The organism is Cupriavidus sp. 10L45 (genome assembly GCF_056395225.1).
The window spans coordinates 236,297-248,609 of record NZ_JBFTJC010000007.1; the positions used below are offsets into that span (position 1 = coordinate 236,297).

At 65.3% G+C, this 12,313-nt stretch carries 11 protein-coding genes; 10 read left to right on the plus strand and 1 reads right to left on the minus strand.

Going from position 1 to position 12,313, the window contains the following annotated elements; genetic code table 11:
* The first annotated feature begins 20 nt into the window (after positions 1-20).
* Positions 21-1,349, plus strand: a complete 1,329-nt coding sequence (gene rlmD, locus AC1DFU_RS14980) for a 23S rRNA (uracil(1939)-C(5))-methyltransferase RlmD (protein ID WP_441593577.1) — start codon at positions 21-23, stop codon at positions 1,347-1,349.
* Positions 1,350-1,433: 84 nt separating this feature from the next.
* Here rlmD and AC1DFU_RS14985 read toward each other — a convergent pair whose 3' ends face one another.
* Positions 1,434-2,135 (minus strand): Bax inhibitor-1/YccA family protein, encoded by a 702-nt coding sequence (locus AC1DFU_RS14985; RefSeq protein WP_092289702.1) that lies wholly within the window; start codon positions 2,133-2,135, stop codon positions 1,434-1,436.
* Between the two features lie 340 nt (positions 2,136-2,475).
* On the opposite strand from AC1DFU_RS14985, the gene ndk reads away from it, so the two are divergent.
* From ndk to der, 9 genes are all read left to right on the plus strand, one after another.
* Entirely contained in the window at positions 2,476-2,901 is a 426-nt protein-coding gene (gene ndk, locus AC1DFU_RS14990) for a nucleoside-diphosphate kinase (RefSeq protein WP_092289700.1), read from the plus strand.
* A 49-nt stretch (positions 2,902-2,950) separates the two neighbouring features.
* Positions 2,951-4,105: a dual-specificity RNA methyltransferase RlmN gene (gene rlmN / locus AC1DFU_RS14995; protein WP_092289698.1), complete on the plus strand. Its 1,155-nt coding sequence runs from the start codon at positions 2,951-2,953 to the stop codon at positions 4,103-4,105.
* Complete coding sequence (pilW, locus tag AC1DFU_RS15000) at positions 4,102-4,881, plus strand: type IV pilus biogenesis/stability protein PilW (RefSeq protein WP_092289696.1); 780 nt, start codon at positions 4,102-4,104, stop codon at positions 4,879-4,881. Before rlmN ends, pilW begins: the two co-directional genes overlap by 4 nt.
* Entirely contained in the window at positions 4,874-5,980 is a 1,107-nt protein-coding gene (locus tag AC1DFU_RS15005) for a helix-turn-helix domain-containing protein (RefSeq protein WP_441593548.1), read from the plus strand. Before pilW ends, AC1DFU_RS15005 begins: the two co-directional genes overlap by 8 nt.
* A gap of 45 nt (positions 5,981-6,025) precedes the next feature.
* A complete protein-coding gene (ispG, locus tag AC1DFU_RS15010) occupies positions 6,026-7,318 on the plus strand; it encodes a flavodoxin-dependent (E)-4-hydroxy-3-methylbut-2-enyl-diphosphate synthase (RefSeq protein WP_092289692.1) in 1,293 nt (430 codons plus the stop codon).
* A 51-nt stretch (positions 7,319-7,369) separates the two neighbouring features.
* The gene (hisS, locus tag AC1DFU_RS15015) at positions 7,370-8,731 is read left to right on the plus strand and encodes a histidine--tRNA ligase (RefSeq protein WP_092289690.1); all 1,362 of its coding nucleotides are present in this window, start codon (positions 7,370-7,372) and stop codon (positions 8,729-8,731) included.
* A gap of 92 nt (positions 8,732-8,823) precedes the next feature.
* Complete coding sequence (locus AC1DFU_RS15020) at positions 8,824-9,456, plus strand: YfgM family protein (protein WP_092289688.1); 633 nt, start codon at positions 8,824-8,826, stop codon at positions 9,454-9,456.
* Positions 9,457-9,491: 35 nt separating this feature from the next.
* Positions 9,492-10,679 carry an outer membrane protein assembly factor BamB gene (bamB, locus tag AC1DFU_RS15025; protein ID WP_441593549.1) on the plus strand — a complete coding sequence of 396 codons (1,188 nt, stop codon included), beginning with the start codon at positions 9,492-9,494 and terminating at the stop codon, positions 10,677-10,679.
* A gap of 244 nt (positions 10,680-10,923) precedes the next feature.
* A complete protein-coding gene (gene der / locus AC1DFU_RS15030; protein WP_092289684.1) occupies positions 10,924-12,267 on the plus strand; it encodes a ribosome biogenesis GTPase Der in 1,344 nt (447 codons plus the stop codon).
* Positions 12,268-12,313 lie beyond the last annotated feature (46 nt).

Consider the following 12,313-nt stretch of genomic DNA (forward strand, 5'->3'; position numbering starts at 1 on the left):
CTCCGGGGTCTCCCGACCCGATCGTCAAGATCGAAAGCCTTGACATGGAGGCGCGCGGCGTCGGCCGCCTGGTCAATGAAGACGGCACGCCGGGCAAGGTGATCTTCGTCGAAGGTGCGCTGCCGGGCGAGACGGTCAGCTATCGCAGTTTCCGCCGCAAGCGGAGCTACGAGCAGGCCCATCTGGTGGAGGTGAAGCAGGCGTCTGTGATGCGCGTGGAGCCGGGGTGCCAGCATTTCGGCGTGTGCGGCGGTTGCTCGATGCAGCACCTGGACGCGCGCGCCCAGTTGGCCATCAAGCAGCGCGTGCTGGAGGACAATCTCTGGCATCTGTCGAAGGTGCGGCCGGACGTCGTATTTCGTCCAATTGCCGGCCCAGACTGGGGCTATCGCTACCGTGCGCGACTGACCGTCCGCTATGTGGCGAAGAGGGGCGGGGCGCTGGTGGGCTTCCACGAGCGCAAGAGCAGTTACGTGGCCGACATGACGCGCTGCGAGATCCTGCCGCCGCATGTGTCCGCCTTGCTGGTGCCGCTGCGCGAGCTGGTCGCGGCGTTGTCGATCCGCGACCGCATGCCCCAGATCGAACTCGCGGTGGGCCAGGAAGTGACGGCGCTGGTGCTGCGCATCCTTGAGCCGCTGACCGATGCCGATAAGGACCTGCTGCGCGCCTTCGCCGACCGCCACAGCGTGCAGTTCTGGCTCCAGCCGAAGGGCCCGGACACGGTCTATCCGTTCGATCCGGCCGATCAGGAACTGGCGTACACGCTGCCCGAGTTCGGCATCCGCATGCCGTTCAAGCCGACCGATTTCACACAGGTCAATCATCAGATCAACCGTGTGCTGATTGGCCGCGCGCTGCGCCTGCTGGACGCCCAGCCCACGGACCGGCTGCTCGACCTGTTCTGCGGTATCGGCAATTTCACGCTGCCGCTGGCCACGCAGGGCGCATCGGTGATGGGCATCGAGGGCAGCGAGGTGCTAACCACGCGCGCGCTGGCCAATGCCGAGTACAACGGGCTGGCTGGCAAGACGTCGTTCGCCTCCCGCAACCTGTTCGAGGTGACGGCCCAGGATATCGCCGCGCTGGGCCGCTTCGACCGCTGGCTCGTCGATCCGCCCCGCGAGGGTGCGCTGGCGGTCTGCAAGGCGCTGGGTGATCTCAACCAGGCCGGCAGCGACGTGCTGCCGCAGCGCATCGTCTACGTGTCTTGCAACCCGGCCACGCTGGCGCGCGACGCGGGTATGCTGGTGCGCGAAGCCGGCTATCGGCTGGCCGGCGCCGGTGTGGTCAACATGTTCCCGCACACGTCCCACGTGGAGTCGATCGCGGTCTTCGAGCGGGACTGACCGGCGGCGATGCTCATCGCGCAGGCATGAAAAAACCGGCCCGAAGGCCGGTTTTTCGTTTGCAACAACGTTGCGGGTCGTGCGTCAGTCGCGGCTGCCGCCGAAGATGCCGAGCAGCGCCAGCAGGTTCGCGAACACGTTGTAGACGTCGAGGTAGATCGCGAGCGTGGCGGTGATGTAGTTCGTCTCGCCGCCGTTCACGATGCGCTGCACGTCAAACAGGATGTACGCGGAGAAGATGCCGATCGCGATCACGGACACGGTGATCATCAGCGCGGGCATCTGCAGCCAGATGTTGGCCACGCTGGCCAGGATCAGCAAGATCACGCCGACGAACAGGAACTTGCTCATGCCGGAGAAATCGCGCTTGCTGACCGTGGCGACGGACGCCATCGTGGCAAACACGGCCGCCGTGCCGCCGAACGCGTACATGATCAGCGCCGGGCCGTTCGAGAACGACAGCGTCGCGCTGATCAGTCGCGACAGCATCAGGCCCATGAAGAACGTGAACGCCAGCAGCAGGACCACGCCCATGCTGCTGTTCTTGGTCTTCTCGATGCCGTACATGAAGCCGAACGCGACCGCGAAGAAGATCAGGATCGAGAGGCCGGGGCTGCCCGCCATCAGGGTGAAGCCGGAGGCCACTCCGATCCACGCGCCGAGCACGGTCGGGATCATCGAGAGGGCCAGCAGCCAGTAGGTGTTGCGTAGGACCCGATTGCGGACGACGACATCGGTCGCGCCCGCGTTGTTGCCGAAACCGTAGGTGTTCAGCTTGTTGTTCATGGTGACTCCTGTCATCAATGTTCGGTGAGGCGCCGGGTGAGACCCGGGCGGCACAGCGTCAATGTGGCATTGCGTAGGCGGTTTTGCAAGGGCCTTTGTCTTAACAATAACGCATTGGCCTGGTTGTTTTCCGATTTCGCAAACATTGGACGAGACTTTGGGCCTTCCGTTCCCCGGCTGCGCACCCAAAAAGTGTATTTTACGCTACTTATTGCGCCGCAACATCGTGCGCCAGGGCTCACAACGGGGCGAACGGGTCACGCGCTCGAATCCGTCTTGGTCTCGTGCTAGAATTGCACGTTTAATCCATTTGTAACCCCTTCATTTTTCGGAGTTTTTCATGGCGATCGAACGCACCCTGTCGATTATCAAGCCGGATGCCGTGGCCAAGAACGTTATCGGCCAGATCTACGCCCGTTTCGAGGCCGCTGGCCTGAAGATCATTGCTGCCAAGATGGTTCACCTGTCGCGCGGTGAAGCCGAGCAGTTCTACGCCGTGCACAAGGCACGCCCGTTCTTCAAGGACCTGGTGGACTTCATGGTTTCCGGCCCGGTGATGATCCAGGCCCTGGAAGGCGAAGGCGCCATTGCCAAGAATCGCGACCTGATGGGCGCCACGGACCCGAAGAAGGCTGAAAAGGGCACGATCCGCGCCGATTTCGCCGACAGCATCGACGCCAACGCCGTGCACGGCTCGGACGCCGCGGAAACGGCGGCTCAGGAAGTGGCTTTCTTCTTCCCGGGTATGAACGTTTACGGCCGCTGATTGTCCCTGACATCACGACCTGTACTGAAGTAAAGCTGGAATTGCCGTCATGAACCCTCTCGTCAACCTGCTCGATCTCGACGCGGACGCGCTCACCGCCTATTGCGGCGAGCTCGGCGAGAAGCCGTTCCGTGCCCGGCAATTGCAGCGCTGGATCCACCAGTTCGGTGCCAGCCAGTTCGACGCCATGTCGGATCTCGCCAAGTCGCTGCGCGAAAAGCTCGCCACGCGCGCCGAGATCCGCTCGCCGGCCATCATCACCGACAACGTGTCGACCGATGGCACGCGCAAATGGCTGCTCGACGTGGGCGCTGGCAACGCGGTGGAGACGGTGTACATCCCCGAGGACACGCGCGGCACGCTGTGTGTGTCCTCGCAGGCTGGATGCGCCGTCAACTGCCGGTTCTGTTCGACCGGCAAGCAGGGTTTCTCGCGCAATCTGTCGACTGGCGAGATCATCGGCCAGCTGTGGATGGCCGAGTTCGCCATGCGTGCCCAGCTGGGCCGCGGCCCCAAAGACGAGCGCGTCATCTCCAATGTGGTGATGATGGGCATGGGCGAGCCGCTGCTCAACTACGACGCCGTGGTGCCGGCCATGCGCCTGATGCTCGACGACCACGCGTACGGCCTGTCGCGCCGCCGCGTCACGCTGTCCACCTCCGGCGTGGTGCCGATGATGGACCGCCTGTCGAAAGACCTGCCGGTGGCGCTGGCGGTGTCGCTGCATGCGTCGAACGACCCGCTGCGGGACATGCTGGTCCCGCTCAACAAGAAGTACCCGCTGGCCGAACTGATGGCGGCATGCCGCCGCTACCTCGAGTTCGCGCCGCGCGATTTCATCACCTTCGAATACTGCATGCTCGATGGCGTCAACGACGGCGTCGAGCACGCGCGGGAACTGCTGAAGCTTGTGGCCGACGTGCCGTGCAAGTTCAACCTGATCCCGTTCAACCCGTTCCCGGAATCTGGCCTGAAGCGCTCGAACAACGAGCAGATCCGCCGCTTCGCCCAGGTGCTGATGGACGCGGGCATCGTTACCACGATCCGAAAGACCCGCGGCGACGATATCGACGCCGCCTGTGGTCAGCTGGCCGGGGAGGTCATGGATCGGACCCGTCTGGCCGAGCGCGGCAAGTTCGGCAAGATCACGCCACTGGTGCCGGTGGTTGCCGCCGGTCAATCTCGGGAGGCCCGTCCTGCATGACCCGTCTGATTGTCGCAGCCCTGTCAGGGCTGATGATGTTGTCCGCCTGCACGTTGCCGCCTCCGCCTTCGCAGGACATCAAGACCGCCTCCGACCAGACCGCAGCGAGCCGCCGCGCCGCCATCCGGCTGCAACTGGCTACGCAATATCTTGACGCGCGCCAGTATCCGGTGGCGTTGGACGAGGTGAAGCAGGCCATCGCGATCGATCCGGCCTCCGTGGACGCCTACCATGTGCGCGCCCTGATCTATATGGGCATGAACGAGAACGCGCTGGCGGAGGATAGCTTCCGCACGGCGCTCTCGATGCGTGCCAACGATCCGGACGTGCTCAACAACTACGGCTGGTTTCTCTGCCTGACCAACCGTTTTGCCGAGGGCAAGGCCACGCTCCAGCGCGCGGTGCAGGCGCCGTCCGCCAACGGCCCGGTCAAGCCGCTGACCAACCTCGGCGCTTGCGAGCTGCGCAACGGCGACATGGTGGCGGCGGAAAAGAACCTCCAGACCGCGTATGGCTATGACCGCAGCGATCCGTCGGTCAATACGAACCTGGCGCTGCTGAACTACAAGCGCGGCGACTTCGCACAAGCACAGGAATATGCCGGCAAGGTCAACAACAGCCGGTTTGTCAGCGCGCAATCCCTCTGGCTGGGAGCGCGTATTGCACGCCGTCAGGGCGACACAGCGACACAGAATTCGCTGCTGTCGCAACTCCGCAACCGGTTTCCCGACTCGCGCGAGCTGACGGCCTACGAGAGAGGAGCTTGGGATGAGTGAACAAGAGCGCGCCTTGGAGGCTGCGACGACGGGTCACGTCGGCAGTGGCGCGACAGACTCCGACCGCGAGGCCGTGGCCCGCGAGATCGGGGCGCAACTGAAAGAAGCACGCCAGACGCAGCGTCTGTCGCTGGAGGACGTGAGCGCGCGGCTCAAGGTGGCGTCGGCCAAGCTGGCGGCCATCGAGTCCGGCAACGTGGCGAGCCTGCCTGACGTAACGTTCGCCAAGGGCGTGATGCGGGCCTACGCGCGCACGCTCCATATCGATATCGACGCGCTGCTGGGCCAGTATCACGCCCAGGCGCAGACCGCACCGGTGCAGGAAATCACGCGCCGCCGCGAAGGTGCGATCAACCAGACGTTCGACGACCGCAAGCGCTTCGGCTCGAAGAGTTCGAGCGGGGCGGGCGGCCGCTGGGTGTGGCTGTTCTTCGTGCTCGTGGTGCTGGGCGCCGGTGGCTATTTCGGCTTCGACCACGCCCGTGCATGGTGGGAATCGCGTGAGCAAGCCGCCGCGGAAGCGCCGGCCGCCGCCGTTGTCACGGAAGACCCCACCACGGCGCAGAGCCATGGCGACGGTACGGTGACTGCAGCGCTGCCGCCGGTCATGGCGGGTAACGATTCCCCGGCGCCGTCGGAGGCACCGCCCACGACCGTGGCCGGCCTGCCGCTGGCAACGGGTGGCGCATTGGGCACTTCGGATGCCGTTTCGGCGGCACCTGCCGCGCCGTCGGCACCCGCCGCGCCGTCGGCACCCGCTGCAACGAAGCCCGCTCCGGCCGCCACGGCGACGCCCGTGACGGAAACGACCAAGCCTGTCCCGGCGACGCCTGCGGCCACGGCCACCACGGCTGCGGACGGCACGATCCAGATCCGCTTCTCGGCGGACACCTGGTACGAGGTGCGTGACCGCACCGGCAAGATTATCCTGGGCGGCACCGCCAAGGCCGGCGATACCGCTGCCGGCAGCGGCGCGGGTGGCCCGTACAAGATGATCCTGGGTAATGTGAAGGGTGTGGAATCGATCACGCGCAATGGCGCGCCCGTCGATTTCCAGTCAGCCAACCGAAATAATGTGGCGCGCCTGACGCTGCAGTGATGCAGTCGGGTGGCGCATCAAGCGATGCAACAAGGTGGTAACGCTATGAACGAGAAGGCTTCCCAGCCGGTCCTGCCGGGTTCGTTGCCGCGCCGGCAATCGCGCCAGGCGCGTGTAGTGTGGGGCGACAATATCGTCACCGTGGGTGGTGGCGCACCGGTCCGTGTGCAGTCGATGACGAACACGGATACGGTTGATGCCATCGGTACCGCGATCCAGGTCAAGGAACTGGCGCGCGCCGGGTCCGAGATCGTCCGCATCACGGTGAACACGCCCGAGGCCGCCGCCGCCGTGCCGGCCATCCGCGAACAGTTGGACCGCATGGGTGTGGACGTGCCGCTGGTCGGCGACTTCCACTACAACGGCCATACGCTGCTGCACGATTATCCCGAGTGCGCACAGGCGTTGTCGAAGTACCGGATCAACCCCGGCAACGTCGGCAAGGGCGCCAAGCGCGACCGGCAGTTCGCCGAGATGATCGAGCTGGCGTGCCGCTACGAGAAGCCGGTGCGCATCGGCGTGAACTGGGGCAGCCTGGATCAGGACCTGCTCGCCCGCATCATGGACGAGAACGCCGCCCGTGCCGTGCCCTGGGGCGCGCAGAGCGTGATGGTCGAGGCGCTGATCACGTCGGCGATCGAGTCCGCGCAGAAGGCCGAGGAAATCGGCCTGCCGGGTAGCCAGATCATCCTGTCGTGCAAGGTCTCGCAGGTGCAGGAGCTGATCGCGGTGTACCGCGAGCTGGCCCGCCGCTGCGAGTACGCGCTGCACCTGGGCCTGACCGAAGCCGGCATGGGCAGCAAGGGCATCGTGGCCTCGACGGCCGCGCTGTCGGTGCTGATGCAGGAAGGCATTGGTGACACCATCCGCATTTCGCTGACCCCGGAACCGGGCGCGGCGCGCGAGAAGGAAGTCTACGTGGCGCAGGAAATCCTGCAGACCATGGGGCTGCGCAATTTCACGCCGATGGTGATTGCCTGCCCGGGTTGCGGTCGCACCACGAGCACCACGTTCCAGGAACTCGCGTCCAGCATCCAGTCGTATCTGCGCGAGCAGATGCCGACGTGGAAGACCGCGTATCCGGGCGTCGAGGAAATGGATGTGGCCGTGATGGGCTGCATCGTGAACGGCCCCGGCGAGAGCAAGCATGCCAATATCGGCATCTCGCTGCCGGGCTCGGGCGAGTCGCCGGCGGCGCCGGTGTTCGTCGATGGCGTCAAGGTGAAGACGCTGCGCGGCGAACGCATTGCCGAGGAATTCCAGGCGATCGTGGACGAGTACGTGCGCACGCACTACGGTCCCGGCGCCACGCAGCAAGTACAAGAATCGGTGGCCTGAACCCGGCTGCATCGCAGCGAGGCAGGCAACACCGCAGGTAACGAAACGGATATGAGCGAAGAGAAGACGAAGGCCGCCAAGGCACTGCAGGGCGTGAAGGGCATGAACGACATGCTGCCCGCCGACGCCCCGCTGTGGGAAATGTTCGAGAATGCCGCACGCAGCATGCTGCGTGCCTACGGCTACCAGCAGATCCGCACGCCGATCGTCGAGCATACGCAGCTGTTCGTCCGTGGCATTGGCGAGGTGACGGACATCGTCGAGAAGGAGATGTATTCCTTCACCGATGCGCTGAACGGCGAGCACCTGACGCTGCGCCCGGAAGGCACGGCGGCGGCGGTGCGCGCGACCATCGAGCACAACCTGCTCTATGACGGCCCGAAGCGCCTCTGGTACACCGGTCCGATGTTCCGCCATGAGCGTCCGCAGCGCGGCCGCTATCGCCAGTTCCACCAGCTTGGCGCCGAGGCACTTGGCTTTGCCGGCCCCGACGTGGACGCTGAGATCATCCTCATGTGCCAGCGCCTGTGGGACGACCTGGGCCTGGTCAACGTGCGGCTGGAACTCAATTCGCTGGGTCAGGCGCATGAGCGCGCGGCCCACCGTGAGGAACTGATCAAGTACCTCGAGGGCTTCCAGGACATCCTCGACGAGGACAGCAAGCGCCGCCTCTACACGAATCCGCTGCGCGTGCTGGACACGAAGAATCCGGCGCTCCAGGAAATGGCCGCCAACGCGCCCAAGCTGATCGACTTCCTGGGCGAGGAGTCGCTGGCCCACTTCGAGGGCGTGCAGCGCCTGCTGCTGGCCAACAATATTCCGTTCAAGATCAATCCGCGCCTCGTGCGCGGGCTCGATTACTACAACCTGACCGTGTTCGAGTGGATCACGGACAAGCTCGGCGCGCAGGGCACCATTGCCGGCGGCGGTCGCTACGATCCGCTGATCCAGCAGATGGGCGGCAAGCCCGCACCGGCCTGCGGCTGGGCGATGGGCATCGAGCGGATCATCGAACTGATGCGCGAAGAGAAGCTCGCGCCGGAAGCGCCAGGTTGCGATGTCTATCTGGTCCACCAGGGTGAGGCGGCCGGCCAGCAGGCCATGATCGTCGCCGAGCGGTTGCGCGACGCCGGCCTGGACGTGGTGGTGCATGCCACGCCGGATGGCAAGAGCGGCAGCTTCAAGTCGCAGATGAAGCGCGCCGACGCAAGTGGCGCATCCTTTGCCGTTATTATTGGCGACGACGAAGTGGCGGCCGGCGTGATGCAGGTCAAGCAGCTGCGTGGCGGCAGCGCTGGTGACGGCGGCCCGCAGGCAAGCGTTGCGGCCGAAGCGGTGGTGGACCACATCATCGACGCGATGATCAACGCGACAGAGTCTGACACCGCGGACGACGCGGAAGACGAACAATAAGCGAATTCAGCGGTATCCAGCCTGGCCGATCCCGGGGGACGGCCGGACTTATCAACCTTTGCGGGTAACTGCCGCGACATGGCTTGCGAGACATGGCTTACGATCTAGAAGAACAGGAACAGCTTGAGAGCCTGAAGGCCTGGTGGAACCAGTACGGCAACATCATCACGTGGATCGTGATTGCCGCGCTGCTCGGTTTCGCGGCCTGGAGTGGCTGGAACTACTGGCAGCGCGTGCAGGCGCGCGATGCCGCGCTGCTGTACGAGCAGGTCACCAAGGCTGCCGAGGCCCGCGACGCGGACCGCGTGAAGCGCGCCGCCACCGACCTCGAGGACAAGTTCGGCCGTACGGCCTATGGTCCGATGAGCGCGCTCGTGGCGGCCAAGGTGCTGTACGATGCGGGCGATCTGGCCGGCGCCAAGACGCAGCTGCAGTGGGCCGTGGATCATGGTGGCGACGAGTACGCGCCGCTGGCGCGCGTGCGTCTGGCCGGCGTGCTGCTCGACGAGAAGGCGTACGACCAGGGCCTCGCGCTGCTGAAGGACACGCCGCCCGCCCAGTTCGAGGCACTGTTCGCTGACCGCCGGGGCGACCTGCTGGCCGCGCAGGACAAGCGCGACGACGCTCGCACTGCTTACCGCCAAGCGTTGGAGAAGCTGAGCGCCGATGAAGGTGGTATGCGCCAGATCATCCAGTTCAAGCTCGACGCGCTGGGCACGGCCTGAGCGGCACATCGAATAATCCTTAGGATCGTATCCCTATGACGTCATTGCTCCGCGCCGCCGCCATCTGTTCGCTGTCTCCCGTGGTGTCTCGCCGTGTCGCCCGCGTGGTAGTCGCCGGCGCCTGCGTGAGCGCGCTGGCCGGCTGCTCGCTGTTCGGCAAGGAAAACAAGCATCCGCCCACCGAGCTGAAACCGATTTCGGCTACGCTGTCCGTCAAGCAGGCCTGGAAGGCCGACGTGGGCAAGAGCGGCCCGTACGTGATGGCCCCGGTGGCGGCTGGTAATAATGTATACGTGTCGTCCAAGGGCGGCACCGTGCTGGCGCTGGAAGGCAATTCGGGGCGTACGCTCTGGAAGGCCAAGACCGACCTCGACCTGACCTCGGGCCCCGGCTCGGACGGCTCGGTGACGGCTGTGGCCGGCGAGAAGGGCGCGATCTACGCCTTCGACACCAGCGGCAAGCAGATCTGGAAGAAGCAGGTCAACGGCGAGGTGCTGTCGGCGCCGCTGGTCGGCAACGGCCTCGTGGTCGTGCGCACGACCGATACGCGTGTGATCGGCCTCGACGCCCAGACCGGCGACCGCCGCTGGATCTACCAGCGCTCGCAGACCCCGCTGAACCTGCGCGCCGCCATGGGCATGGTCTATGCTGGCGACGGCATCGTCATGGGCTTCCCGGGCGGCAAGCTCGGCGTGCTGGCACCCGGCAACGGCGTGCTGCGCTGGGAAAGCACGGTGTCGTATCCGAAGGGCGTGTCCGAGATCGAACGGCTCAACGACGTGACCGGCGTACCGGCCGTCAATGGCCGCCAGGTGTGCGCCACGACCTTCCAGGGCCGTGTGTCGTGCCTGGAACTGGCCAACGGCCAGCCGCAGTGGGGCAAGGATTTCTCCTCGCCGACCGGGCTGGCCCAGGATGAAACGTCACTGTTCGCCAGCGACGAAACCTCGACCCTCTTCGCGTTCGACCGTTCCAACGGCAACGAGCGCTGGAAGAACGACCAGCTCCGCTATCGCAGCCTGGGCGCGCCGATCGCGCTCGGCCGCTCGGTGGTGGTGGGCGATTTCGAGGGCTTTGTCCACTTCCTGTCCCGTGAAGACGGGCAGATCGTGGCCCGCATGAAGACCGACGGCAGCGCCGTCAGCGCAGCGCCGGTCGTGGCCGGCCAGACGCTGGTCGTACAGACCCGCGACGGTGATATCTTCGGTTTCGTACCGAACTGATCGCCAGCGCACGCAAGCCTGGCCGTGCCCCTGTCGCACGGCCGGCGCCAATCCGGTAGCATGATCCCTGGTCGTGCCAGCAACTGCGGAAGGTGGCGATTCGCCCCGGTTCCGCGCCCGACAGGAAGCCCCATTTCAGGGAATACGGCCAGCCGCGCGGTAATCCGTGCGATGGTTGTCGGATCAACATGACTCCGGAGTTGCCGGGGGACGGCATATGCCGCCCCCCGTTTCCGTTTATTGCATGAAACCAGTTATCGCACTCGTCGGACGCCCGAATGTGGGCAAGTCGACGCTATTCAATCGCATGACCCGCTCCCGGGACGCCCTTGTGGCCGACCTGCCGGGTCTCACGCGCGACCGCCACTACGGCGAAGGCCGCATCGGCGAGCGTCCGTTCATCGTTATCGACACGGGTGGTTTCGAACCCGTGGCCAAGGACGGCATCGTGGCCGAGATGGCCAAGCAGACGCGCCAGGCCGTGGTCGAGGCCGACGTGGTCATCTTCCTGGTCGACGGCCGCCTGGGCCTGGCGCCGCAGGACCGTGTGATCGCCGACTACCTGCGCAAGACCGGTCGTCGCATCATGCTGGCCGTGAACAAGGCCGAGGGCATGAAGTACACCTCGGTAGCCGCGGACTTCTACGAACTCGGCATGGGCGACCCCTATGCGATCTCGTCCACGCACGGCGACGGCGTGAGCGAACTCGTGGACGAGGCGCTGGAGATGGCCGTGCAGGAGCGTCCGGAGCTCGCCGAGCAGACGGATGAGAGCCATCGCGGCGTGAAGATCGCGATCGTGGGGCGCCCGAACGTGGGCAAGTCCACGATGGTCAACACGCTGATCGGCGAGGAGCGCGTGATCGCGTTCGACATGCCGGGCACCACGCGTGACGCGATCTATGTGGAGTTCGAGCGGGGCGGCAAGCCGTACACGCTGATCGACACGGCTGGCCTGCGCAAGCGCGGCAAGGTGTTCGAGGCGATCGAGAAGTTCTCGGTGGTCAAGACGCTGCAGTCGATTGCCGACGCCAACGTGGTCGTCCTGCTACTCGACGCCCAGCAGGACATTTCCGAGCAGGACGCGCACATCGCCGGCTTCATCGTCGAATCCGGCCGGGCGCTGGTGGTGGGCGTGAACAAGTGGGACGGACTGGACGGCCACGCGCGTGACCGCATCAAGCACGACCTGGAGCGCAAGCTGCAATTCCTGAGCTTCGCGAATTTCCACTTCGTATCCGCGCGCGAACGCACCGGCATCGGCGCGCTGCTGCGCTCCGTGGATGAGGCGTACGCCGCCGCGATGGTCAAGCTGCCCACGCCGCAGCTGACCCGTGTGCTGGCCGAAGCGGTGGAGTTCCAGCAGCCCAGGCGGGTGGGCGCGTCGCGCCCCAAGCTGCGCTACGCGCACCAGGGCGGCTCGAATCCGCCGATCATCGTGGTGCACGGCAACGCGCTGCAAGGTGTGGCCGAGACCTATCGTCGCTATCTGGAAAACCGCTTCCGGACAGCGTTCAAACTCAAGGGCACACCGCTGCGCATCGAATTTCGTACGAACAAAAACCCGTACGCCGACTCGAAGGAATGAGGCGCAATGGTGCCTTTCTTCGCGGCCAAGTTTCGTTTGCGTTCGT

Coding starts and splice junctions, on each gene's coding strand:
- AC1DFU_RS14985 (WP_092289702.1), bottom strand. CDS start 2,135: ATGAACAACAAGCTGAACACCTACGGTTTCGGCAACAACGCGGGCGCG.
- ndk (WP_092289700.1), top strand. CDS start 2,476: ATGGCGATCGAACGCACCCTGTCGATTATCAAGCCGGATGCCGTGGCC.
- rlmN (WP_092289698.1), top strand. CDS start 2,951: ATGAACCCTCTCGTCAACCTGCTCGATCTCGACGCGGACGCGCTCACC.
- pilW (WP_092289696.1), top strand. CDS start 4,102: ATGACCCGTCTGATTGTCGCAGCCCTGTCAGGGCTGATGATGTTGTCC.
- AC1DFU_RS15005 (WP_441593548.1), top strand. CDS start 4,874: ATGAGTGAACAAGAGCGCGCCTTGGAGGCTGCGACGACGGGTCACGTC.
- ispG (WP_092289692.1), top strand. CDS start 6,026: ATGAACGAGAAGGCTTCCCAGCCGGTCCTGCCGGGTTCGTTGCCGCGC.
- hisS (WP_092289690.1), top strand. CDS start 7,370: ATGAGCGAAGAGAAGACGAAGGCCGCCAAGGCACTGCAGGGCGTGAAG.
- AC1DFU_RS15020 (WP_092289688.1), top strand. CDS start 8,824: ATGGCTTACGATCTAGAAGAACAGGAACAGCTTGAGAGCCTGAAGGCC.
- bamB (WP_441593549.1), top strand. CDS start 9,492: ATGACGTCATTGCTCCGCGCCGCCGCCATCTGTTCGCTGTCTCCCGTG.
- der (WP_092289684.1), top strand. CDS start 10,924: ATGAAACCAGTTATCGCACTCGTCGGACGCCCGAATGTGGGCAAGTCG.